This window comes from Spartinivicinus ruber (genome assembly GCF_011009015.1).
GTDB lineage: Bacteria > Pseudomonadota > Gammaproteobacteria > Pseudomonadales > Zooshikellaceae > Spartinivicinus > Spartinivicinus ruber.
In genome coordinates this window covers 1,960,982-1,986,165 of record NZ_CP048878.1, presented here as the reverse complement: position 1 = coordinate 1,986,165, position 25,184 = coordinate 1,960,982, and the positions used below count along the sequence as shown (strand labels likewise).

The 25,184-nt window shown below is 39.7% G+C and carries 20 protein-coding genes and 1 pseudogene; 10 read left to right on the top strand and 11 right to left on the bottom strand.

The window, feature by feature from the left end; translation table 11 throughout:
* Positions 1–189: 189 nt before the first annotated feature.
* The 3 genes from G4Y78_RS09400 to G4Y78_RS09390 form a co-directional block, all read right to left on the bottom strand.
* The gene (locus G4Y78_RS09400; protein ID WP_163832776.1) at positions 190–1,137 is read right to left on the bottom strand and encodes an HvfC/BufC N-terminal domain-containing protein; all 948 of its coding nucleotides are present in this window, start codon (positions 1,135–1,137) and stop codon (positions 190–192) included.
* The gene (gene bufB / locus G4Y78_RS09395) at positions 1,127–2,065 is read right to left on the bottom strand and encodes an MNIO family bufferin maturase (protein WP_163832775.1); all 939 of its coding nucleotides are present in this window, start codon (positions 2,063–2,065) and stop codon (positions 1,127–1,129) included. The genes G4Y78_RS09400 and bufB overlap by 11 nt, the downstream gene beginning before the upstream one ends.
* 77 nt (positions 2,066–2,142) lie before the next feature.
* Positions 2,143–4,152, bottom strand: a complete 2,010-nt coding sequence (locus G4Y78_RS09390) for a ferritin-like domain-containing protein (RefSeq protein ID WP_163832774.1) — start codon at positions 4,150–4,152, stop codon at positions 2,143–2,145.
* A 634-nt stretch (positions 4,153–4,786) separates the two neighbouring features.
* Here G4Y78_RS09390 and G4Y78_RS09385 point away from each other — a divergent pair.
* Complete coding sequence (locus G4Y78_RS09385) at positions 4,787–5,113, top strand: integration host factor subunit beta (RefSeq protein ID WP_163836427.1); 327 nt, start codon at positions 4,787–4,789, stop codon at positions 5,111–5,113.
* A gap of 301 nt (positions 5,114–5,414) precedes the next feature.
* Here G4Y78_RS09385 and G4Y78_RS09380 read toward each other — a convergent pair whose 3' ends face one another.
* The gene (locus tag G4Y78_RS09380; RefSeq protein WP_163832773.1) at positions 5,415–6,065 is read right to left on the bottom strand and encodes a glutathione S-transferase family protein; all 651 of its coding nucleotides are present in this window, start codon (positions 6,063–6,065) and stop codon (positions 5,415–5,417) included.
* Positions 6,066–6,268: 203 nt separating this feature from the next.
* Here G4Y78_RS09380 and aspA point away from each other — a divergent pair, with 203 nt between their 5' ends.
* Positions 6,269–7,699 carry an aspartate ammonia-lyase gene (aspA, locus tag G4Y78_RS09375; RefSeq protein ID WP_163832772.1) on the top strand — a complete coding sequence of 477 codons (1,431 nt, stop codon included), beginning with the start codon at positions 6,269–6,271 and terminating at the stop codon, positions 7,697–7,699.
* Positions 7,700–7,708: 9 nt separating this feature from the next.
* On the opposite strand, the gene G4Y78_RS09370 is transcribed toward aspA, so the two are convergent.
* Complete coding sequence (locus G4Y78_RS09370) at positions 7,709–8,560, bottom strand: translation initiation factor eIF-2B (RefSeq protein WP_163832771.1); 852 nt, start codon at positions 8,558–8,560, stop codon at positions 7,709–7,711.
* 198 nt (positions 8,561–8,758) lie between these two features.
* On the opposite strand from G4Y78_RS09370, the gene G4Y78_RS09365 reads away from it, so the two are divergent.
* From G4Y78_RS09365 to G4Y78_RS09355, 3 genes are all read left to right on the top strand, one after another.
* A complete protein-coding gene (locus G4Y78_RS09365) occupies positions 8,759–9,382 on the top strand; it encodes a response regulator transcription factor (protein WP_163832770.1) in 624 nt (207 codons plus the stop codon).
* 273 nt (positions 9,383–9,655) lie between these two features.
* On the top strand, positions 9,656–10,138 hold the full coding sequence (locus tag G4Y78_RS09360) for a response regulator (protein ID WP_163832768.1): 483 nt from the start codon (positions 9,656–9,658) through the stop codon (positions 10,136–10,138).
* Positions 10,139–10,229: 91 nt separating this feature from the next.
* Complete coding sequence (locus tag G4Y78_RS09355; RefSeq protein WP_163832767.1) at positions 10,230–11,057, top strand: ion transporter; 828 nt, start codon at positions 10,230–10,232, stop codon at positions 11,055–11,057.
* 331 nt (positions 11,058–11,388) lie between these two features.
* Here the strand turns inward: G4Y78_RS09355 and G4Y78_RS09350 are convergent, their stop codons facing one another.
* Both G4Y78_RS09350 and G4Y78_RS09345 read right to left on the bottom strand, forming a co-directional pair.
* Positions 11,389–12,591, bottom strand: a complete 1,203-nt coding sequence (locus G4Y78_RS09350; RefSeq protein WP_163832766.1) for a GNAT family N-acetyltransferase — start codon at positions 12,589–12,591, stop codon at positions 11,389–11,391.
* A gap of 311 nt (positions 12,592–12,902) precedes the next feature.
* Complete coding sequence (locus G4Y78_RS09345; protein WP_163832765.1) at positions 12,903–13,406, bottom strand: hypothetical protein; 504 nt, start codon at positions 13,404–13,406, stop codon at positions 12,903–12,905.
* Positions 13,407–13,578: 172 nt separating this feature from the next.
* Between G4Y78_RS09345 and G4Y78_RS31670 the strand changes: the two genes are divergently transcribed.
* The 3 genes from G4Y78_RS31670 to G4Y78_RS09330 all read left to right on the top strand — a co-directional run bounded on the left by G4Y78_RS31670 (position 13,579) and on the right by G4Y78_RS09330 (position 14,990).
* Complete coding sequence (locus tag G4Y78_RS31670) at positions 13,579–13,791, top strand: N-acetylmuramoyl-L-alanine amidase (protein WP_222937731.1); 213 nt, start codon at positions 13,579–13,581, stop codon at positions 13,789–13,791.
* A gap of 413 nt (positions 13,792–14,204) precedes the next feature.
* Positions 14,205–14,348 (top strand): hypothetical protein, encoded by a 144-nt coding sequence (locus G4Y78_RS09335; protein WP_163832764.1) that lies wholly within the window; start codon positions 14,205–14,207, stop codon positions 14,346–14,348.
* 237 nt (positions 14,349–14,585) lie between these two features.
* A complete protein-coding gene (locus G4Y78_RS09330) occupies positions 14,586–14,990 on the top strand; it encodes a hypothetical protein (protein ID WP_163832763.1) in 405 nt (134 codons plus the stop codon).
* A gap of 661 nt (positions 14,991–15,651) precedes the next feature.
* On the opposite strand, the gene G4Y78_RS09325 is transcribed toward G4Y78_RS09330, so the two are convergent.
* Together G4Y78_RS09325 and G4Y78_RS09320 are read right to left on the bottom strand one after the other, a co-directional pair.
* Complete coding sequence (locus tag G4Y78_RS09325) at positions 15,652–16,677, bottom strand: ABC transporter substrate-binding protein (protein WP_163832762.1); 1,026 nt, start codon at positions 16,675–16,677, stop codon at positions 15,652–15,654.
* Between the two features lie 467 nt (positions 16,678–17,144).
* Complete coding sequence (locus tag G4Y78_RS09320) at positions 17,145–17,300, bottom strand: hypothetical protein (RefSeq protein ID WP_163832761.1); 156 nt, start codon at positions 17,298–17,300, stop codon at positions 17,145–17,147.
* Positions 17,301–18,326: 1,026 nt separating this feature from the next.
* Here G4Y78_RS09320 and G4Y78_RS09315 point away from each other — a divergent pair.
* Positions 18,327–20,585 carry a hypothetical protein gene (locus tag G4Y78_RS09315; protein ID WP_163832760.1) on the top strand — a complete coding sequence of 753 codons (2,259 nt, stop codon included), beginning with the start codon at positions 18,327–18,329 and terminating at the stop codon, positions 20,583–20,585.
* Between the two features lie 505 nt (positions 20,586–21,090).
* On the opposite strand, the gene G4Y78_RS09310 is transcribed toward G4Y78_RS09315, so the two are convergent.
* Positions 21,091–21,654 (bottom strand): hypothetical protein, encoded by a 564-nt coding sequence (locus G4Y78_RS09310; protein WP_163832759.1) that lies wholly within the window; start codon positions 21,652–21,654, stop codon positions 21,091–21,093.
* A 109-nt stretch (positions 21,655–21,763) separates the two neighbouring features.
* On the opposite strand from G4Y78_RS09310, the pseudogene G4Y78_RS09305 reads away from it, so the two are divergent.
* A pseudogene (locus tag G4Y78_RS09305) lies at positions 21,764–23,289 on the top strand (IS3 family transposase).
* A gap of 217 nt (positions 23,290–23,506) precedes the next feature.
* Here G4Y78_RS09305 and G4Y78_RS09300 read toward each other — a convergent pair.
* Complete coding sequence (locus G4Y78_RS09300; protein ID WP_163832758.1) at positions 23,507–24,988, bottom strand: hypothetical protein; 1,482 nt, start codon at positions 24,986–24,988, stop codon at positions 23,507–23,509.
* Positions 24,989–25,184: the final 196 nt, after the last annotated feature.

Here is a 25,184-nt window from a genome sequence, read left to right as displayed (position 1 = left end):
CAGCAAAACTTAAACTCACCATCAACTGCTTTTCAGTAACCTCTTTACACACAACTTCTGCTTATCACTACACAACACCAAACTATAAAATACAGTGCAAGCCGCTCAGTCAAACAAATATATCGTTTTAGATTGTCATGGGAATGTAAAGAAATACAGCAACACTTTTATAAATAAGGTAGTCAGAAATCAATAGGTAACCAGCCCCATTTTTTTAGCAATAGGCAGCCACATGTGTACCTGTGCCATGTGGTTTTCCTTTGATAACTCGGTAAAAGGCTGTGACAGCTCAACACACTCCAGGCATTTACGCCGCTCCTGAGTACTGTTGAGAATTTGATATTGCCACTGCTCAAGTTCATACATGGTAACGCGATATTGCACTCGGGTAATCGCAATATAGTACTTGCAAGCATGTTCAGTTGCTGAAAACGGCTGTTCATTGTTAATCCTATTCCAGATTGCAATCATCGGATAATTCATATTTAACAGGCGAGTACAAGGTGTTAGCTGTATAAATGCATGACTGTCCAGCACCGCCGTTTCCATTAATAAGCTGAGTAACTGATTTTCCTTTTGAAAATGGCTACCTTGTTTTTGTAGTTGCTCCAACCCTGGCGCACGGATGACTTCTGTCCGAGCACGCTCAAAGCGGGCTAGTTCAACAGGAAAAAATAACATTTCCGACTGCTGAAGTGTTTTATTTCGTGCCGCTTGGCTTTGCAGTAGAAAGTCAGCAAACTGCCCTCCTAAATTAAACAAGGTGTGAGAAGTCGAAGGATATTTCCAAATATAAGCTTTAGCAAAAAAGTCAAATAAATCTGCTCCCATCACTTTACATAATGCAGGAAAGTCTGCTCGAAGGCATTCCAATAAACGTAAAACATAACCTTGCGCATAAATGTTGAGTCGTGTTTCTGGAGTCAGGTTGTTACTGTGGGTAATACTACATTGTTCATTTAATTCATACTGGTGATTGGCCAAAACTAATCCCCGATTAATGCCACCTGGTGTTGTAGTCGCACGCAAAAACCAAGACTGTAATCGCATCAGACTTTCAGGTGGAGGGGGATTAACTGCTAATGACTCTGTTTCAAGGGGAGTAAGATTATTAGCTTTGGCAGATTTACTCAACATCCATTAACTCCAATTGAAAATCAATGGGGGTAGAAATAGAGTGAGTATTTTTGTTATTGGCTACTTTTACTCTGATATCAGGCATTTTTCCAGACAATACTTCTCTTGCTTTATGTAGCTCATTTAACAGTTGAGGATAATCAGGAATATTCGCATCCCATTCCAGCAAGGTGGAAACACCGCCAGTCAATTGCTGAGCCAGCGCATAGAGTTGCCAGACTTGCGATGGCACTGGATGATCGTGAGTATCAATCAATAAGCCACCATTATCTGATGGCCCCGCAATATGTATTTGCACAATGTACTGGCATGGTAATGATTTAATATAGAATTCAGCATCGAATCCGTGATGGCTTGATGAAACAAAAACATTATTTACATCCAGCAATATACCACAACCGGTTTCTATCGCTAACTGACCAAGAAATTCCCACTCAAATAAGCTGGACTCAGCAAACTGAACATAACTACTTGGGTTTTCCAGTATTAAAGGCTGTTCAAGAAAGTCCTGCACAATGCGAACTCTTTGTACGACATAAGCAAAGCTTTCTTCCGTCAATGGCATGGGTAATAAATCATGAGAATTGACTGAAGATATACCAGTCCAGCACAAATGATCAGAAATCCAGCGAGCATTAACCTCTTTGGCTAATTGTTTTAACTGGCTGAGATAAGCAAAGTTTAATGGATCACAGCTACCAATAGACAAGGATACTCCATGTAAAACAATAGGTACTCGCTCAGCTAATTGGTTGAGAACATAGCGAGTATAACCATGGTTATCCATATAATTTTCGCTAATGGCTTCAAACCAATCGACGCCAGCGCCATGCTGCATAATATAAGACATATGTTTATTACGCAGTCCCACTCCCAGGCCAAGGTTTGGCAAGCCCAGGCGTGGTTTGCTTGCAGTATTACACACCATTATTCCACCTTCCCTGTCATCACAAACAATCGCAACACTCTGCTACCTCATAATTCACTAACCTTTGCAAACTCCTATCAGGTGGAAGGTGGTAGTGCTATTCTCAAATCAGTAGGTATAGGTTTGTCGCCAACATCTTTGCCACGATGTTTCATCACTTTTTCGTAAGCCTCCCACGCTTTGTCGTACACTGAGTCAGCATACTTGAACGACATTTTGCCAATAGGTACTGAAGAATGGGTAGGTCCTTCGAAATCGTATAGCAGCATTTCACCTGACTGTTGATTAGGATAAAGTTGAGAAGCTGACATCGGTACAGCACAACCACCAAAAGTACGGCACTTGTTGTCAGAAGGTGCGGAATAAGGCTGTGATGGTCCCCCACAGGAAGGGCCGCCACACAAAACCTGTCCGCCCTTTTCAACTGTAGGTGCTTGCACCCTTAAAGCACTGCAAGAACCACCGCCACTATCCAATTGGGCAAAGCCACATCCGCCTTGCGCTTTACAAGCATTGGAACCACGACAGGTGTGGTAGATTTCGATTGCTGCACAGTTATCAGCGTTTTCTTCTGGCTCCAGATTCAACCCCTGACAGGCGTGGTATAATTTATCTTCTTGAGGAGAGCCTATACCAACCGATAAGTCGGGAGCTTTACCAAAAATAGCCCAGCAAATTGAGATTCGGTCACCAGAGCCCACCATAGATGGATAAGGAAACTCTGCATCTTGTTGCTGCCAGTAAGTATCCAGTACCGTGGTAATCCCAGCAATGGCACCCACTGATACTTTACTCAAAATAGGATACATAGTGGTTTCCTGACCCTTAAGTCGATTTAGTGCACCTGCAACTTCACTGGGTGCAGGTATATTTTTTGGGGCTGTTTTTGCTTTATATTCACTGTTGGTCAGGTCTTTTTCAGACCAGCTATTGCCTTGCTGATGCCAGTTTTCCCAAGTAAGCACTTTCGACAGTAGCGCACCCACCTCTTCAAACCGTTCATAATGGTCAAACTTAGAATTTGGATATCGCGCCTCAGTATCTGCGGATGCAGCTGGTTTTCCATGTTGATTGTAGGAAGGGTAATCGCCTTCTAAAGCACATTTATCAGGGCGGTATTTTTCTTGAACAATTTCACTATCAACCATTTCATTCAACTGCCGTTTCCGGTAACGGCAAATATCAATTGCACTTCCTTCACCCTGATCGGTAATTGCACTCATCATATCAATGGCTTTATCAAAAGATGACTCAGCATCAGTCTCAGTAAAGTGAGTGGAAAATCGTGGAAATTCAAGATAAGGATGTGACTTAGCTTGTTCATAGTTAAACATATCCTGTTGTACAGAGTTTGAATCAAACACTTTTTCCCACAATGTTTTGCCATCAACATACTCAATGCTGATGTACTGTGCATAACACTCATACAACCAACCAATAGTACCGAACATAGGCAAATCAGCTTCAGTTTTTTCTGGTGTCCAACCTTTGAACGGTACAGTTGGGAAGTAATCCTTAAGCTTATCTGGCTCGATATTTTTCCTAGCATCAACTTCATTCTGCTCAATCGCACAGAACAATTTTACCTGGTTATTATTTAAAGCTTCCAAGTTAACTCGAACATCTTTATCGTTTTGGGTATCCTGCAAATTCACAATATGGGGAATTACAGTAATAGTTGATCCATAACAGGTCCAACCATGATCTTTATTCTGTAACATTTTGCTGGTAAAGCATGGATGCAATCCAATTGCACTAACAAGATTGGCTGCCATTTGTAAGTGCAGCATCTCTTGAATAAATACACTGAAAATAAGGTTAAAGGCTTTTTCATTAGCGGTTTTTGGGTTAACTGTTGTAGCAGCCCCAGGCCACTGACGCCCCTTATAGTATGTGACATCTTTGGCGTTAATTTGGTGTGTACCATGAATGGAGTAAAGCGCATTCATATACAGAGGAATAGTAAACAATTCAACATTCACCGCTGCTTGAGCAATCGCCCTTAATGCAGATTTGTCTGTTTCCAAGCAACTTAGCGGCTGGTCGGTAATTGGCTCAAAGGATTTATTTAACTGGGATAAGTCCATTTATATTTTTCCTCACAGGCATGACATTTAATTTTGCGAATAGTCGCCACCACTCGCTTAAATGAAAAAAAGAATATTTTTTATTTTTTTTATGTTGTATAAACTTCAACTCATCTGAAGCTTAGTATATTTTAAGGTAAGCCAAGGAAATAGTTTATATTCTTCGTGAATGATCTTTTGACCTAAAAATGATTCATATAATTTTACAAGCTTTTCTGCATAATATGACAAATTAATTACAGCTTAATCAAGTTTAGTGCTATTTTCAGTTTTAGTTAAAAATTAGACATTATATACCCAATACGAAAATTTTTTAAATGCGGCCATTGAGTGAAGAGGCTACATGAGTCTATAAGCTTTTTATTCTCCCATTTAATACACAGTGCATCGTACTTGCTAAACTTTCTAAAAAGTCAAACAGGCTAACTACTTAGTTCCCTATAAAAATTATTAACAGATCAGACTAACAAGCAAAATTAAGAATGAGAGTATGGAGAGACAACACCTGTTCAAAAATCACTCAACTGACACATTATTACCATGAAAATCAATATGTTAGTTGATCATAGCGCAAGGTTTAGCTAGTCTAATGGTGCAAGCTGTAAAAAGTCATCGTCGACAGGGGGAAAGGGAGATGACCAAATCGGAGCTGATTGAGCGCTTAATCGAAGCCCAACAAGGTGCAGAGCTAACAGCTAAAGATATTGAGTTAGCCGTAAATCTGTTGCTGGAGCAAATGTCAGAAGCGCTGATTAAAGGAGATCGGGTTGAAGTTAGAGGGTTTGGCAGCTTTTCTTTAAATTACCATGCACCTCGGATAGGCCGAAACCCTAAAACAGGAGAGCCAGTTGAAATACCTGCCCGTTATGTACCGCACTTTAAACCAGGCAAAGAGTTAAGAGAACGTGTCAATGCAGCAATAACCACATCTGCTCGACAGCATTTTTCAGTCATGAAATAAGAGAGTAGCAGCAGCTTATCGCTTACCCACAGTTACCTACTTGAGGGTGGTAAAACAGCGACACCCTCTACATTATTGCCAACAAACCATAGCACAATGCTATGCAAATGATTGTTGTAATCGCAATCCAATATTTGTCAATCCAGTGCTGTTGCCAACTTTGCTTGTTCATTTTTTATATTCATGCAAATGATAATAATTCTCATTATAGTCAGCAATTCAACTGTTGTCTAATACTCCCTTTTCACTACCACTTTGCTGTTAATGATTCATTTGTAGGCTCAGGCTCAGCAACTGTCACTTATGAAAGCTGTAGAATCTTCTTATCGCTTTCAATATATTTCTGAAAGACAGGCTGCTGATAAACCCTTGCCACATAACTTGCCAATTTTGGCCAACGACCTCTGTCCACTTCATAATCCGCATAGGATGCGTTGAGGAAGAAGCTGCCAATCGTAACATCTGCTACGGATAATGTTTCACACACAAAACCAGCTTCTGGCAAAACAGACTCCAAATAGTCCAAAACCGGGGGGATGTAGTGCTTAATATTCTCCTCTACCCGTTGTTCGTCAGTTTGCTGCTTTAAAAATTTAGGCTTAACAAGGCGTTCGAAAAACAAAGGGATACCAAGCACTGAAATTAATTTTGTATCAGCATATTCTTCTAACCATCTCACTTTCGTACGTGCCTTCAGCTCAACGGGGTAAAGTTTATTGCTCGCATATTTTTCGTTTAAATACTGACAAATGACAGTGGAATCAGGAATGGTAAATCCATCATCATCTAACACAGGGACCTTGCCAAGGGGGCTTATTCTTTTAAATTCTTCAGGTAAATCAAATATATTGACCGCCTTTAAGGTGTAATCAACCGCTAAAATATCAAGACTGATAAGAACCTTTCTGACGAAAGGCGACAACTGCACTCCATACACGGTAATCATTTTCATTTCCTTATCTTATTATCCAAAGCTATTTTCTATACCAAACACCAGCTTTAATTTCTTACTATTTTTTACAACACCCTCAATCATATAAAGCAGTATAATTGTTAACAACTGATGACACGTACTAGTCCGTATTGAAGATCCCTAGGTCTCAAGCGACACTTATGCGAGGAAAAACCACTACGGCTAAGTAATGAGGTATAGCCATGAATGCTGACTCAGCTAACAATAACGACTACCGTGTTGAGTATGATTTACTTGGTAGCAAACAAATACCCCAACATGTTTACTATGGTATTCAAACCCAGCGAGCTGTAGAAAATTTTCAAATAACCGGCGTACCCATTAGCCATTACCCCAGCCTAATTAAATCACTTGCCATGGTTAAAAAAGCCGCAGCCAAGGCAAATCAGGCACTAAAACATTTAAGTGACACCAAAGCCAATGCCATTGTCCAAGCCTGTGATGAAATTATTGCCGGCCAATGGCATGAATATTTTGTGGTGGATATGATTCAAGGAGGCGCTGGTACTTCAACCAACATGAATGCCAACGAAGTCATTGCTAACCGAGCACTGGAAATTCTTGGTCACCCCCGTGGCGCTTATACCCATCTGCATCCCAATACCGATGTCAACATGTCTCAATCAACAAATGATGTCTATCCTACTGCCGTCAGGTTAGCCATTATTTTACGCCACAGTGAATTAGCCCTAGCTGCACAAAATCTGAAGCATAGCCTGAACCAAAAAGGCGAAGAGTTTAAAGATGTCATTAAAATGGGACGCACCCAGTTACAGGATGCCGTGCCCATGTCACTTGGCCAGGAATTTAATGCCTATGCCACCACTGTTGATGAAGATGTAAAACTCATCAAAGGCCTGGCCGACTTATTTAAAGAAATTAACTTAGGTGGCACAGCTATTGGCACTGGCATTAACGCTGATCCTGGTTATGGCAAACTGGCGGTAGACTATTTGGCAAAAATCAGCAGTGTACCGTTGGTGCAAGCCTCTGACTTGGTAGAAGCCACATCCGACATGGGCGCTTTTGTACTGTTTTCCAGTATGTTAAAGCGTTATGCCATTAAATTATCGAAAATATGCAACGATTTGCGTTTGCTTAGCAGTGGTCCTCTTGCTGGCTTAAACGAAATTAACCTGCCACAAATGCAACCTGGCTCCTCAATCATGCCCGGCAAAGTTAATCCGGTTATTCCAGAAGCAGTTAACCAGGTGGCTTTTGATGTAATTGGCAATGATTTAAGTATCAGCATGGCAGCTGAGGCAGGTCAACTGCAGTTAAATGTTATGGAACCATTAATTGTTTATAAAGTGATGCAATCCATCGAGTCATTAATTAACGCCAGCACCATGCTCAGTGAAAAATGCATTACTGGCATTACGGCTAACCGAGAAAAATGCCGAGATTATGTCAACAATAGTGTAGGAATTGTCACCGCACTAAACCCCTATATTGGCTATGAAAATGCTAGTCGAATTGCCAAAACAGCCCTTCAATCTGGCCGACGGGTTATCGATCTGGTGTTAGAAGAAGGTCTGTTAGATGAAACACAGCTGAAGGAAATTCTTAAGCCTGAAAATATGCTCAACCCTTCAATTCTTCAGCTTAAATAATAAAACCAATTAAGACTGTGCCTGAGGGGTTACCCGCTCGGTAACCACCTCAGTAATTAAGCTCACTGGAATTACCTCAAAATATTGGTTTTTTATCTCAACATGCGCCAAGGTAGGTGCACCTAACTCACCCCCATTATGTTGCTCTAGCTCAACCATGCTGGGCAGCAAATCCACTCGTTTAAAGGTTTCACAGCACACATAAAAGGGTTTGTTTAAAGCCTTGGCCGCCAACGCTAATAAAAAACTACCCGATTTATTCACCACCGAGCCATCCTCAAGCAGCATATCGGCACCAATCACCGCCACATCCGCTTCCTCCAGCCAAATCCCCATTTGCGCCTCAGTAATTAGCCGGCAAGGTATAGCAAGCTCTGACATTAGCTCAGCCATTTTATGGCCCTCATAGCCAGGCCGAGACTCTGTCACAATCGCCTGACAAGGTTGCTGGCTCAATAAACAAAACAGCTCGCGAATGGTTGAGCTCCAGCTATGGGTCATAACCACACTCCCCGGTTTAATCCGCTGTGCCATGGCACAGGCACTATGAGCCACAGCTTCGTGGGAATATTGCACCAACTGCATAGCCTGAGCAGCTGCTTGCGCTAATGAAAGACCATCCTGCTCTACTGATCGCAACCAAGTTCCTAGCAGTTGCTGCAAAGGAGCCATTGATGGCCGAGTCCGTTGTAACTGCCTGGCTAAACGACAGGCTTGTTGAATATCACCTTCTGTTAAATGGGCTTGAGAACAAAAGTCGGCCAAACCACTTAATGCATCTCGGGCTATTTGACCTGCTCCATCAGTTCGGTTGTTTTGAATGGTATACAGCAACCGTTGGGCAAGTTGGTCATTCGTCACTGGTTGTATCTTCTATTTTATTAAAATAATATTTTTAAAACGCGGTATATGACAATTTGTTATCAAAAGCTTAACAAAAAATTGTCGTAGTCCATTATCCCTCTCGATAATTTCATCACAAGCTGGCAAACTAAGCTATATTAATGACTGGTTTTTTCCAGCAATCATTCTTTCTTATTAAGTGCTTCTGGAGCTCATATGCAAGAACAACAACCTACTGTCTTTATCATTGATGACGACGAAGCTGTGCGTGATTCGCTAGGGCTGTTGATGCAATCAGTAGGTCAAGCTGTTGAGGTGTATGCTTCTCCTGCTGATTTTTTAGACGCCTATAATGAAAATCGCCCTGGTTGCATTGTGATGGATATCCGGATGCCTGGTATGAGTGGTTTAGAATTGCAAGCCAAGCTCAATGAAATGCATTGCATCCTCCCGATTATTTTTATTACTGGCCATGGTGATGTACAAATGGCAGTACAAGCCATTAAAAATGGCGCGATGAACTTTATTCAAAAACCTTTCAGAGACCAGGAACTGCTGGACCTGATTAATGATGGACTGAAGCTTGATAGCGAGCAACGTAAAGAATTGCTTGAGCACAAAGAAATTCTAAAGCGCTTGGCAACATTGACTGATCGTGAGCGCGAAGTATTGCACCACGTAGTAGAAGGTAAAGCCAATAAGGTGATTGCAGCTGATATCAGCTTGAGCCAGCGAACAGTCGAAATTCACCGTTCTCGGGTGATGGAAAAAATGGGCACTAAATCATTAGCCCATTTAGTACGTCAGATTATGCAAGTTAAAGATCAGGTTGAGATATAATCAACCCAACTCGGTTTACAGCCAACCGCTCAACGGGTGACAATGTCGGCAATATAAGGCAATCCTTCTTTAAAATGCCGACATACCCTTTTCAAAGACACTAGCAAGCATTAACAGGCGTTTTATAGCGGCTCTTCTATCCTATATAGCCGATCTATAAGCCATTCAGTTTGGTGTAGACCATTAAAGCAGTTTCCTCTCTAATATATACCCGTAACAGTCTCCGTATATTCCGAACTGGGTATGATGTAATTACAGATTTTGTAAAGCTGTTTGACGACATATACTTGTGCTATTAATGCTTGCCCCGAGAAGAAAGACAGTTGTAGTGTGGGGCTTATTACGCCTTTACTCACAGCCCAGCTTGCATTTATGACACAACTACATACGCCGACAGTTTTATTATTTGATCAGGACCAGCGTACCCAGCAAACAGTCCAGGAAGTTTGTCAGCAGCATAATATTCCCTGTGCAGTAATGACTCAATTTGAGCAACTACTACAGTGCCTTTCCTGTAATCAGCCTTTATGTATTATTTGCAGTGATACTGCAATGGGCTTGGATGTGCCGAGTCAGTTAGATCAAATCCACACGATTAATAGTCATATTCCTATTATCATGCTGGGAGAACAACAAGTTGAGCTCTCAGTAGCCGTTACAGCGATTAAAGCTGGAGCCCTCGATTTTATTGAAAAGCCCGCCATCCGCCTACCTTTACAGCAACATATTGATAGCATTCTTAGCAGCTTACACTGATCATAATATTACCCTGAACTCATACCAGTAGCATAGAATAGGTATAATCTATCCCATCAACCTGTGTACATAGATTATTAGTTAATCACCTATGAAAAAATTGTCTCAACAGCGGTTAAGGCAGCAACTAAATGAAACTATTTTTGGCACCGAAACCCCTGCAGGTAGAGGGTTTGATATTGCACTAATCTATACCATTTTAATTAGTGTATTCATCGTCATCATCGACTCTGTAGAGCACATATCCAACGAATATAAGAGTTTTTTACTTTTTTGCGAGTGGCTGTTTACTATCATGTTTTCAATTGAGTATATTGCCCGACTATATTGTGCACAACACCCGTTGCGTTATGCCCGCAGTTTTTATGGTATTGTCGATTTGCTGTCAATACTCCCTTCTTATATTGCTTTCTTCATTCCACAGGCCCAGTTTTTCATTATCATCAGGCTATTCCGGGTACTGCGCATTTTCAGGGTATTAAAGTTATTTCGCTATCTTGGCGAAGCTAACATGTTAATGCGTTCCATTTTGTTAGCCCGCCGAAAAATATTTGTATTTTTGATGTCAGTTGTTGTATTAGTCAGTATCTTTGGCTCACTTATGTATGTCATAGAAGGACCTGAACACGGCTTTACCAGCATTCCCACCAGTATTTATTGGGCTATTGTCACTATCACCACCGTTGGGTATGGCGATATCACCCCCCAAACAGTATTAGGCCAAAGCCTAGCATCCATTATTATGGTGACGGGCTATGCAATTATCGCCGTACCAACGGGTATTATTACCGCAGAGCTTGCTGTAGAAATTGGTCGAGACAAAGGTGAGCACGCCTGCCGCAATTGCCAAAAAACTGGGCATGATAGCGATGCCGTTCACTGCAAATACTGTGGTGCCAAAATGGAAGTATCCGCATAAATAAAAAAATAGCAGGAGGATAGCTGCCTATACCCACCTGCTATTGGCAATACCTGAAAAGTTCAGGTGTAGTCCTAAAACCAGCGGTTTATACAAACCGACTAAAACTCAAGGAGAACTATTCAAAGACTCTAACTGCTGTACATGTCACGTTATTCATTAAACAAGTTACATGCCAACTTATCTTAGGTAATTACAGCTTGGTTATAGGCTACATTTGCTGCATGTTATATCACAACGAATAGCATTTCTGAGTAATTAAGTTGAGGCAATACAACAATAATGTGCACCAAATATGGATTTGATGCACAAATTTAGACACACAGGTTAATTAGCCATTAACCTGTTTAAGCGCCTTTCGTTCTGGCGCTTCTTCAACAGGAATAGCTTTAAAGAGTTTTCTTACCAAGTAGTTTACTGCAGGCAATCGGTGCCTAGCCCAAACAAAAGTAGCCTCTGGCTTAGCACCTAAGCTGGTTTTAGGCTCTAAAGCCGTTCTACCAAAAGAAATTGTATGACACCCCATGCTTATACCATGCTCAATAATTAATTGAAGCAAGCGAAAATAGATGGGGTATTCTGCATTCGTCTGGTAATCAATCCCTACATAATAGCCTTTAGCAACATCGCCATCCTTAATGGTGGTGACAAAACCCACAACCTTATCTTGATGTTTAATTACCGAACAAGAAAGGTTCTCCCCTAATGCGCTAGCTAAGGCTGAAAAATACCCCCTAGGCAAGGTAGCAGGTCTAACCTCAGCTTTCTGCTCAACCTGCAAATATAGGTTATGAATAACCTGCTCATAAGGCTCAAGATCAGTGACTCGCAAATCGGTAATATTAGCTTGGCGAAGTTGTTTTTGCGTTTTTTTTACTCGATTACGGTATTTAGACGTCAATAGCTGTAAGTAATCATCAAACGAGCGACAAGTATCAGGTAACTCCAACACCATATCAGGGTCTGTTTGAATTTTGCGGTAACTGTAGCGTTCCATTACTACAGACTCCTCAAGCTGAGCAATACCAAGATCCTTCACTAATGCAAAATTAACCGAGCCATTCAGCTTTTCTCCACGACGAATACGGTAAATTAACTCTGCAATAATACGCCATCCTTGTTCAGGGTCTAACTCATTAGCAAAAGCGACCCCATGCAAACCATTTGAAACCAAATTACCACAAACCAACACCCTTTCTCGGTATTTTTTAACTACTTTTTCCTTCAATTTTTTATCAGGCAACATCAGTTGTTTACCAGTAATAGTGGCCAACTGACATACTATTGCAGCAACAGGTTTACCATCCTGATAGGCTAACGCATAGCGTTGTTCAGTATTCGTTGGGCTATTTGCATCCAGTACTTGCAGGTATTCTCGACTCATAAATACCGAAGCATGACCAACTACCTGATCCCAATGAATGACATTAATAAAATCAATGCAATCAGCAATAACATACTGGTAACCGAGTGATGTATATCGCTCTTGGTGACGCAGCCGTTTATCCTTAATAGACTTGATTGTGCTTTTCATTGCAGAACCTTCAACCGTTTTTTTAACTATTATTTTTTCATTTGCACAATATGTAAACTACTAATTGCCATTAAGGTCTAGATTGTTGTCAACACTGCCACCGTGTTGACAACAAAAGCTCTCTCGATTAAGTATTTAATGATGGCAAGGTATTTTACAGGTTATCTACCATGATTGGTATAATTACGCTAGTACATCACCAGATGTCTGCATCGATGGCATACCATAGTAAGAATTATGTCTACAACACTAATAAAAATGCTCAGTTAAGAAAGCCCTGTCAAATAATGAGGCTTTTTTCGTTTATGACTTTACTTCTGATTATCTTTAATAGACTTAGAAAGAAGTGTTGATAACTTCTCGGATTTATAACATCCAAGTTCAATATCCATAATTTCATAAGATGTGTCATTTCTTTGGATAAAAAGCTTATCGATGCATCTTTTACTGCTTAGTATTGAGTCAAAGCTAACTGTCACTCTATACATGATGCTATCTATCTTTTTTATCTCTTCAATGATTACCTTAGAGGTTTCACTGAATGGCATACTCCTGAATAAGAGTGTGCCAACTAAAGCAGGTTTTAAATCTGGATACTGTTGAGTAAAGTTTTCTTGTTGCTTTCTAGCTTGAGCAAAAAGAACTCTTAGGCTTTTACTAAGGTAAGGCTTAATTTCATCTTCAGATTGTATGCCTAAGCTATTAGGTAAGTTGGATTCATAAAAATTATTTATGAACATATCCAGGCTAGCACTAGGATTTGAGCAATGTCCCAAAAGCATGATTAAAATCAAAGAGTATATACCGCTCTTCATACAGCACTCTACTTTATAATAGTAAGCTCAATTAGGCATGAGCTTGGGTTTTAAAAGTCACTGTTACTTGTAAAGTATTTACCACGAAATGAAAATAACCAAACTCGTTATACATTGCTCAGACTCTCCCAACAACAAAGACATTTCAGCCGAAGATATTCATCGCTAGCACATTGAACAAGGCTGGTCAGATATTAGTTACCATAAAGTAATTAAACGTGATGGCACTATCGAAAATGGTCAACCTGAATATTGGGTCAGTGCACATGTTAAAGGTCACAATAGCAATAGCCTAGGTGTTTGTTTAGTAGATCGAGATCAGTTTACTGATGCTCAGTTTGATAGCTTAGAGAAAGTGATTATCGACTGGTACATTAAATCCTAATGCTGAGGTAGTTGGGCATTGTGATTTAGATTCAGGTAAGAGCTGTCCTAGCTTTGATGTAAGAGAAGAGTGGCGAGAAAACTAACTAAGCACTCCAGCCTTCCCACTTAAGATCAGCAACCACACAGCCAATATATACTGGAAACATAGCAAATATCTGTATTTCAGGTATTGGGAATAATATTACTATAAGGATAGTAATAAATATGATTCCCCAGCCACAGATAAACCTTCCTTTGGTGAGGTTATATGGGGTATGTGGAAATAAAGCTATAGGTATAAACAAATATAACAAGCAATATAGTTCGGTTTTATTTGCTATTCCTATTAACACTGCTACAACAATGATTTTCGAAAGAAAAACCATAGTAATTCTTTTGATACTTTAATCTTTTTAATCATAGCATTGAACTATGTATTCAACTGTCATTAATGCAATCACTAGCCTTTTCCAAGCCTATCTAACCAGCAAACAAAACAAAGCCCAACTAAAACAGGCTATACACCAAAAGCAAATAGATGAAATTCAGCAAGGTAATGATATTCCCCCCATTTAGCGACAGCCACTCTATTAATATCTTTAAATAGACGTCATCTTCGGTTATTTATTCATCAATTTTAAAATACTTTTTAACAAGACTGAGTTCAAGCATAGCGATCTCCCAATAAATAACCGCGCAACAATAAACAAAAAATCTTTCTGCACATAATTTGCAATTTTTGACCATCTAATTTGCATTTTTGAGAAGTAAACTATAAGTTAGTTCGGGCAATTGCCGTAACAGGAAATATAAATGATGAAAAAAACGATATTAGAAATTTATGCACTAGCAGTCTCCTTTTTCACTTTAGCCTGCTTAGCAATTACATCTAGTGTTTTAATATGGGATTTAGTAGAAATTTCGCAACCTGAGCTTACTATGTCAAGCTACCAATATAAATGCCACCATTCAGATCAAGATTATAAAGACTGTTTTTCTGACCGACCAGAATATACTAGGGAAAAAAATCCAGAAGTATTTCCAACAGACGCAAAGTTGACTGCAAAAAGGACAACCTCATATCAGCGCGAGCTTAAAGCGGAACAACGAGATGGCCTCCAAAGCATGATTCAATCAATTATCGTGATTGTGATTAGCATAATTATTTTCTTAATTCACTGGCAGTTAGCCAAACGCTCACGCGAAAATAATAGTTAAAAATGGCGGGAAAACCCGCCTCTAACTCCTCCCCCCTTGACTTGTAATACCTTAACTGCATTACTATCCAACAACATATTACCCACGCGTTTGGTGATATAAAACGACACAAAAGATTTATTCGCTATTACTAATATGACCTTATCCTCTCTAGCACGATAAGTAACGGCAAGTTGGAGGCTTTATTCTTGTTGTTGATGTTCTTGATTTGTGCTTGTTAATCTGGTTATAGCAGCTGATTTAGGCTTGTGTGTCTCACCCCCTAATCAGCTCTTAGGTTGTCTAGTACAACTACTAGCGACTAGCAGACAACAGCTTTTGTATAAATTCTAGCCTAGATTCAGAGCTTCGTGGTATTTATCCATGTCATTGGCAAAGCCTTATCCCCGGTTATATCTTCCATTTCCCCACCTACTCAGGCTTTATATTTATTGCGGTTTTACTGACTGTAAGCTTGGCTAACTGCTTGAACATTGGGCTAGGCAATTCATTTTTGATTAGCTATATCAATGGTTATCCCTAATCCAAGTTTTAAGTCCTTCTGGTAAAGGACAGTGGTATTTAGCTGTAACTCATTATCAGCTTAGAGTGTTAAGCGGCTGATATTATGCCTCTGCACAAAGACAGAATTCATTTATTAATCATTTTATTTTTCTTGCATTCACTCAACAAATGAAACATTGCCCAAATACTTTTTACCAATAGATAGTTTCCACTTAGCAAGCTGCTGTTTACTAAAAATTAGTTGCCCTCTTTCTAGAGTTTTGTATGGTATAGCATTGGTTTTAATGCTTTTTTCTAAAATATCAAGCGCAACCTGACCAGCAGCTTCTCCCATATGTAAACCACTAATAATCATTCCTCCAACAAGCTTATCTTTTCCTACTACACCCGTATGGACACTGAAGGTCGGCAAAGGAGAATTTTTTGAAATCCAACTTGATACTTCATCAACATTGATCTTGTTACCTTTTGAGCTAACAAGTGCATAAAAATTTGTTGCTATTAATATATCGTAACCCTCTTTTTTGCTAGTCTTTATCCAACTATACCAGCGATCAATATTGTCTGACCTTCGAACATCCACATTAATACGTACTATCTTGAAGTGTTCTTGTTCATTTAAATCATTTTTAAAAAAAGCTTCACCTGTAGGGCTTGTTCCCATAATGACCATTACTTTTTTTAAGTCTAAGCTCAAAGCATCTTTCATTTGGTAAATTGTTCGTTTAATTAAAGGCCTTTCCAAAATACCAGTAACATTGGGGTATTCCAAAAGCCAAGGATAATCAAACCTGATGTTTCCATTCACCCCCATAAATACAATTGGAATTTCTTTCCCTATTTGGGGAACCATTAACATTAATGCATTATCATCAGTTAAAAAAACAAGCCTGGGGTTAAGTCGATTAACCACCTCATATGCTTCTTTTGCTTTTTCACCGAACTGAGTTTCAGGTATAGACTTTGTATTTAGCTCAAACTCATGAAATTTATAATTAGTTTTTCCAAATGCCGACTTAATACCTTTAGCTTGATCATCTACCCAAGAAAACGAACCATGACGCCCATAACTATGAATAATCAATAAGTCATTGACACCTGCTATTGAGCTAACTGGCATATAAAGACTTAAAACTATGAAAATTTGTAAAACTCTTAATGCTAAAGCACATGATTTCCTCATAGGAAAGTCGCCTCATCACAGATCACTTTTAACTTTATATGAAAGTTTAGTTCACTTCGTCCTGTTTTTGGATATTGCAGTAGTATCCTAAAGCTCTCGTGCCATTAACTGTTTATTTACATTTTATGATATTAAATACCTGCAAGCTGCATGCACCAGTGCTAAGCTTCATTCTGCAACACTCTTTCTTAAGTAGTTGATTTCTAAGAGCCTTAAGTTCTTTTTTTACTAGCAGCTCAATAGTTTGGCCATTGAACTGATGAGCAATCTTCTTAGCAACTTCCTTACCAACAGCGAAGGTGATTAATGGTCATTGTCTATAACCTTCTGGATAAACAACCTAGCATCCCTAAGCACTAACCTAACTTAATCGCTGAGTATTCCCCAATAGTCCTGGTTAGCTCGGTTATGATTGACATGGTGTATATCCTCTCTAGATCGATATAAAGCACTAGGTGTGAACTTCTTTAATTGGCTGTAGTCTTATTAATTACACGGCTACTCCCCGTGAGCATTGCTTCTTTGTACCACCCCCAAGTCCTAAACCAGCGTTGACGAAGCAGTGCTTTTTTTATTTGGCTATTCCTAATCTCAAGACGCTGCTGTTTGGCTTTATTAGTCATTTTTTACCTATACATAAAATTGTAAAAGTATTGATGTATATCTATTCATGATTATGTAATGACCCCATTCACATTGTTTCGTTGCTGTACTCCTAGACTGACTAGCGAAATAATGTTCTTCTCTTGTTTAAATAGCCTTATGTCTGCTTGTTGAATTGACTGTTTTGCTGGTGGTCGTGGTAAACCTTGTTTCGTTCAGCAATGGTTGTTGTACATGGCCAGGTAACGCTATGGGTATAGTTTGATGCGTCCATTTAGCTTTTAGTGGTTCTTAATCTATGTCGGCATGCTTCACGATAAGCAATTTCTGCCTTGGGTACCCCCCTGATCTAGTCAACCTAAACTGGACACCGTTTTCAAAATCAACTGGTGACCTATTTTCTTTGGCAGTCTGCAGTCGCTCAATATTGTAATACTTCATGTAAGCAATGACATCTTGCTTTAAATATTGATATTTCACTGTGAAAAACAAAGGCTCGTTTCGGCAACCTTTTAGATGAATGGATCCTTTCATGGCATGATACACTTAATCTGTCGCTAATCGGTTACTTCAATGCCATCTCACAATTCGCCTGGAAAATAAATCCTTTACGATAGAAAAATGTACCCAGCCTTTAGCTGTTTTTATATAGTTGATGTCACCTGCCCATTCTTCATTAGATCCCATAGGATTAAAGTTTTGATTTATTATCAACCACAGTATCACTATACTTGCGTATTGTTGTGATCTTATAAGCGACTCGTTGCTTAACACTTAAGTTTAGCTTTTTCATTAATGTTGCTTTTGAAAACTCTCAAATAACGGTGTCCAGTTTAAGATGACCAGAACAATGTGATGTGTTTCAGTGGCTTCGTACCATTTCATCAGATATGCTTTGCATAATCAAGACAATGGGCGCTAAACCCCAATAAGAGATACCAAAACTTAGTAAAAAGAAAAAATCGAATTGACTTTAATCAATACCTAATGATCAATTAAATAATACTCTTATACTGGATACAAAGTTTTATAGGAGTATTTTGTATATGCTTTCTCAGGCTGATTCAGCTACCACTTTAAATGGCGATCTACAAATAGACCAAAAATCTCTCGTAGCATCGAGAGTTATTGCTATCAGAAAAATTCTAAAGGCAGATGTTAGTGATAAAGAAGACGAACAACTGCTAGATATAGTAAATAATATTCATTTAACTGCCCAACAAGAAAAGAGCTCACAAGAAGAAAAAGACTTATCTGCTTTACTTTTTAACCAGGAAAGTATCATTTGGGCAAAAAACAATGGGCACAGTGGGCTTTTAGAGACTGAAAATCAAGAAGAACGTATTAGTGCTTATAAGCAATCGTGGTTAATTTCACTTAATCCACCGAAGTCTCCAAACTTTAAAAGTCGAAGTCAACTAGCAGAAGATGAAGTCGATAAACGTTATCCAGATGGAAATTATGTGTTGGATAACCTACTTAGGCCAGCAAGAGGTCTAGTGAGCTCTTCACAATCTCCTACTAAAGACCAAATGATTACTCGTTATAAAGAGGATTCAGATGTTATTCATAGATACTATGATCAGTTTTCTAATTACATCAATCAAAATTTAGATAGCTTTGTTGAGTTTAAGGTTAAAGACTCCCTAAATAAAATAAAATGGACCGACAGAGGGAAACTATTTCAGAAATTATGGAAAATAAATAATATCCAAGAAATGATTCCAAGAGAGTCAGGCCATCTCATACGAGGAAATGGTCTAGGGCCGCCATTTAGCATTAAATCTCATTTTAATGACAATGCTTACTTTTTTAAATCACATGATGGAAAACTTGGTATTATTAAGCCTGATGGGAAGGTTATTTACCTTCCTAGTAAAATTGGAAAATACCCATTAATTACAAACAATAATCTGTCGGTAGCTGCAAAATTTGTAGTAGAAAAAGTTCTTGGAGTTGTACGTAGTAAAGAGTCAATAGCTATTGAAGTAAATGCTGTACAGGTTGACTTATCTAATCAAAATATTAACACTATTAGAAAAGTTGTTAGAAACAACATTCATTCTTACCTTTTAAGTCAAATTAATCAGTGGAAAGAGTCTAATTACAGCCCAAGTGGGTTAGAGACTTTTTTTAAAGCTGTTATACCATTCTATGGAACGATTCATAATGAAATATATGATGATAGTTATACATTCGAATTTAAAGATATTGCATTTGATACAGCTGATCTGATTTTCACTTTGGCAACCATAGGGTTTGGTGCAGTCGGTGGATATAAAGGAATTACCGCAGCTATCAGAGCGGCTAAAGCTGGACACTCTGTAAGCCGTTTAGGACGTACAGCAACAGCTCTTCGAACTATCCTTGTTACGGTAAAAAAAGGTTCTTTTTTAAGAGCAGCTGGGAAAGAATTAACAGACTTTGTAGTACCGGTTTTTACTGCCAGAAATGTATCAAGATCACTAGTTAGAGCGAGTGCAACAGGAGCCTCTGATCTTGTATCAAAGCTTAGGAGAGCTGTCCATTCATCAGATGAAGCTGCAAGTTTCGCCATTTCCAGTAGTCAATTTTTTCAAAAAGCAACTGACGAGGAAATAATTAACCGCTTATATACAAAGATATTCGAATTAAGGCAAGGAACAGTTGGCCGTGGAATTACAATTGAAAGAATAAAGGAAATTATCGATACAAGAGCTTCCTTATCAATTCCAGACTTCGTATATCGAGGCCAAACCTATGACCCTAACATGAAAGGGCTGAAAAGAGCTTTAGGTGCTATAAGTCCTGATGACAAAGATGCTTATCTAGTAGAGATTATCAAGCATACGGCTAGTACAGGTGGCTCAAAAGGAAAAAACCTCTCTCTTAGTTCTGATCACTCAGTAGCCAATCGATTTGCTAGTAATCGTGGTGAAAATGCACGTGTTTTCAAAATAGATACAACTCAAAGTCCTAACCAATTTAGGACAGTTGAAAATATTCTTAAAGAAGATGGCCCTCGTTTAGTTCGAGAAGGTAAAATTAGACCAGCTACTTTGTCTCAAGCGATTATCCAGTCACTTAATGGAAATGAGTCAGAAATCTTCTATCTAGGAGGAGATATTCCTGCTGAAATTGTTGAAATGACAAATTGGCGACCTATTGGTGAAATTACTGCTGAACCTTTAGTGCAAACAAGTAACGCACAGTTAGTACAGTCAATGGCTAGTTTTTCCGATAACGTAGCAGATACTGTTGGGACTAGCAGTAAAGATTTTATGAGTAGAAATTACGAGGCGGTCCTTGTAACAAGTGTTATTTAAAAAATGGTTAATTCTCATATTCAACAAACAAAAACTGGTTAACTTTTTGTATAGAAGTTAACCAGCGTTCTGATCAAGCTAAACTGGACACCATTACTTGAGAATTTTCAAAATCGACTAGTGACCTATTTTCATTGGCCATCTTGTGTTAAAAGTACTTTCTGCTCTTCAAAATATTCACATTCAATAAAATCTTTCAACTTTACCTAACCTCCATAAACAGGCTATGGTGTAGAAGCTGTCCCCACTTTTAGTTGTCAATAGGATTACACCATTTATATCAGGTTTCCAATTTCTTCTGTAATTCTGATATTTAGAGATTTGATGTAATGACCTTCAACAGCCCTCCCCCCAAGAATACAGATCACTGGCTCCTTTGCTCTACTTACTCAACTTTATACTACTATTGTGGTAAACATGCGCTCGCCTAGTGTTAATTCAAAACACCAACTTTTGAACCATGCCTAAACTAATAGTCACTGACTAAGTCAGTCTACCTTGAAACTCATTTTGGACCCAGTGCACTTTGGGGTGCCTTGAACTCTCGTACTTCCGACTTAGATCCATCGAAGTAAGTCAATTGCACGAAGATTCTATCAACAACTAAACTCTCTTTATTTGAGGAATCTTCGGACAAGCCTATAAATGAATCCTGTGCGGTCTCACTATTAGCCTCAGAGTCAAACCCAAAGTCATCTGTAAAAATGTAGGTCGAGGCGCCTATTGGTATTGAGTTGGGATTTTCTTCATTGCATTCCGCAATTGGAAGTTCCTTATTCAGTTTATCACTCTTCAAACCCCACGCAGCGCTTTGGATTCCACACCGCCAGCCTTGGAAATGCGTAAAATAGAACATAGTACGGGAATTGAAATATCTCCACTCGATCCAGTTATTAATGGTCATACTGAGAATTTTTTTACCTTGCTTCTCGTTTATCGTTCCCTGTATCTCAATAGAGGGAGTATCCTCCTGTCCATCAAAAGAGCTAAAACCGGCCAGTAAAAGAAATGCAACCAAGGCTAGACCTACTGCCATTAAGCGTCTGAAAGTATCAACTGCTTTAATCATTACCCTTCCTATTTATTAATTTAAAAGAAGTTCAAGTTCTGCGTCACCGCAATCCCTCTCTGTCAGGCTAGTTGTCGTTTTTATTCACTGAGATGACGACAGATAACTGATGGCTAAATATACCAAACAGCAAAAAGAAAATATCTTAAAGCTATTGCTCCCACCCGAAAATAAATCAGTCCCAGTGGTACACAAAATGACTGGCATTCCTCAGTCAACCCTGCATACTTGGAAAACCAAAGTGCGAAGTCAATCTGCCAACATGCCGAAAGAAACATCAAATCAAAGCTGGTCATCAGAACAAAGGCTTAATGTGATCATTGAGACAGCGGCCTTATCTCAAGCAGAGCTAGCAGCCTATTGCCGAAAAAAAGGGTTGTATGTTGAGCAAGTTGAGCAGTGGAAACAGGCATTTATTCAGCCAGAGCAACCCTCCCAGGAGCTAAAGAAAAGCTTGCAAGTGGAAAAGCAGCGGTGCCAACAACTTGAAAAAGAGCTAAAGCGAAAAGAAAAAGCACTGGCCGAAGCCGCGGCCCTGTTAGTCCTTCAAAAAAAAGCTCAGTCAATCTGGGGACCGGACGAGGAAGCCTAACGTCGTATGCGGATAGGCAACAAACAGTTCAGTTAATTGGGGAAGCCACAACTGCAGGGGCTCGGCAATTTAAGGCCTGTGAAGTATTAGGGTTAACCCCGCGCACTTATCAACGGTGGCAGCAAGGCGGTGAGCTACAACCGGATGGCCGCACCACTGCACAGCGTCCATTGCCGCCTAATAAGCTGCCTCCCAATGTTCATCAACAGATGCGAGAAACGCTGAATTCACCGGAGTTTGCTGACCTCCCACCTTCTCAGATTGTGCCTAAATTAGCAGATCAAGGTGAGTATATTGCCAGTGAAGCCAGCTTTTATCGGCTCATGCGGGCAGAAGGGTTATCAACCCATCGAGGGAAGACCCAATCTCGTCAACCCAAACCGAAAACCACCCACACGGCGACAGGCCCTAATCAACTTTGGTGCTGGGATATCACTTGGTTGCCAGGTCCCGTCACCGGCATCTTTTTTTACCTGTATTTGATCCTTGATGTTTTCAGCCGCAAGGTGGTTGGCTGGGAGGTGCACGATTGTGAGCGTAGTAGCCTAGCGGCAGACTTAATACAGAAAGCCTTCTGGCGGGAAAATCTCCATAAAATTCACCAGCAGCCCCTGATATTACATTCAGATAATGGGAGTCCAATGAAGGGAAGCGCTTTACAAGTCAAACTCGCTGAACTTGGTATTGAGCCTTCTTATAGTCGACCGCGAGTTAGCAATGACAATGCTTATGCAGAGTCCATATTTAAGACCACTAAATACCGACCAGATTTCCCTCACCAAGGGTTTACCTCATTAGAAAGCGCTCAACGGTGGGTTGATCAATTTGTTCATTGGTATAACCATGAGCATCAGCATAGTGGATTAAAGTTTGTAACACCGGTACAACGCCATACAGGTGAAGACCTAGTTATTTTAAGCCGGCGGAAACAGGTTTATGAGCAAGCTAAAGCAGCTTCCCCTAACCGATGGAGTGGGAATATACGAAACTGGGAGTTGGCAGATGAAGTCCACTTAAACCCTGAGAGAAATCAAACTCGTTAATATCCATTTAAAACTGTGCAACTCCCCTCTTTAATTGAAGCTGCTGAGGATGGATGCTTTGCATCGCAAGGCGTCCACCAGAAGGAGCAATGGGTGTTGTCTGTGTTATTAATAATTAGCCCTAAATTGATTATTAATATTTATTATGCCTCACGTTTTGAGATAGCTCGATGAAGATAAGAAGATAACACGACAACTACGTTGACAAACACCGCAATCATGCTTTGCATTTAAGAAGTTCAAGTTCTGCATCACCGCAATCGTGCTTTGCATTCATCTTGATGGCATCGGAGGTAATCATGTATTCAATAGCATCATCGTAAGCTGATTTACCTTTGATCCTCTGGAACAGTATTTTAGCCGCCTCACAAATGTTGCCATAATCAACCAGTTGCTCGAAGACGGGAAGAAGTGCTCGATCAGATTTAAGGATGGGGCCAAGTCTGATGAGGCGATTTCCTTTTGCATCTTCTCTCAGTCCATACTGAGCTTCAAATAGCTTTTGATATTTGCCAAGAGCCTTAACAACGAACTCTATCTGCTTAGAAGAGTCCCAGTTACTATTCAAAACGCCGACTCTAAACTCAGATGCACTCTCTTTACTGAGTAAAATCAGCTGTCCATGCAGTTCAGCACTTAGGGCGTACTCTCTGCTTTCGTCAGATGGGGAGTAGCAAGCATTCAGAATTTCGTCCCACTCATTGCTGATTTGCTCCATCAGCGATGGGGCTTGCCCTTTAGTATATCCTCGTCGACTTAGCTTGAGGTTGACGATGTTTTCCTGGAGTTCGAATACTCTCTCAATGGCTGTGCGGGTCATAAATGCATCGCAATATTTCGTATACTGGCCCCATTCTCTGCCAGTCCTGAATCCCCAGCGAACGTCAATGTAGGAAATTACCTCTTTACCTCGCCGGAAGTTTTCCATCACCAAATCCAAAGCGGATAGCTTTTGATTACCTTCACGATCATCGACTTTTTCTTCAATATACTTTTTGAGTCTTTCGAAGAACTTGTTATCGAAAGGCTTTTCTTCATATTTTGAAATAGAGAGAACTCCTTGCACTTTGAATGCAGGGGTTTTCATGTTCTCAATTACTGCTTTAGCCATTCCTCTTTTCTCAGAAGCAAGCAGCAACTCAACCAAATCAGCAGCGAATAGGTCTTTACCGTAAGTTGTTGCTTTAAACTTACTTTTATCCAAGCAACTTCGATACTCATCAAGTGCCAACAAAACGTAAGCAGGATCTTCGTCCTGCCCGATAAATATCTGAGCAGCGTTTTTTAGGTTTTGATGTGCCTCAACGAGGTCTTTAGCAGAATTCGCCGCTGAACATGCTTGCTGCCCAGCGCTCAGAGAAACGAAGCCAAGGCATGAATAGCTTGGGTTTGCTTCACACACGGTATCATAGTACGACGTCAACTCTTTGATATAGTCTGAGCGGAGGGCTTCCTGATTAAAATCACCTATACTTTGGTTGGACAAAATATTGATTGCTTGATCAGAACCAGGATGTTGAGCAACAATTTTATCTAGCACTTCAAAAATATTGCCGTATAGTTCTAGGCGTCGTTCAATTGGAGTATTTTCATGTATTTTTGCTTTGTATTTAAGCGCCTCACCCATCAACTCGTTAGGATTCGCAAGGGCCACTTGACTAACGATTAAAACCAGAAATCCAGCCATCTTGTTGAGCATTGTAAAAAATGCCTCCAGAAAAAAATTAAGCACTTTAGATATAAATTTTCGATAATACAAATACTATTTGTAACTAAATTTTTGCCTATTGAAAAAACAGGTGTTTCGAGTGAACACGAAGCGAACACCATTCTACCACAATAGCAGTATAAATTTTAGTAAAGGGAAGAACAAGTTAATTAGGCCTATTAAACCA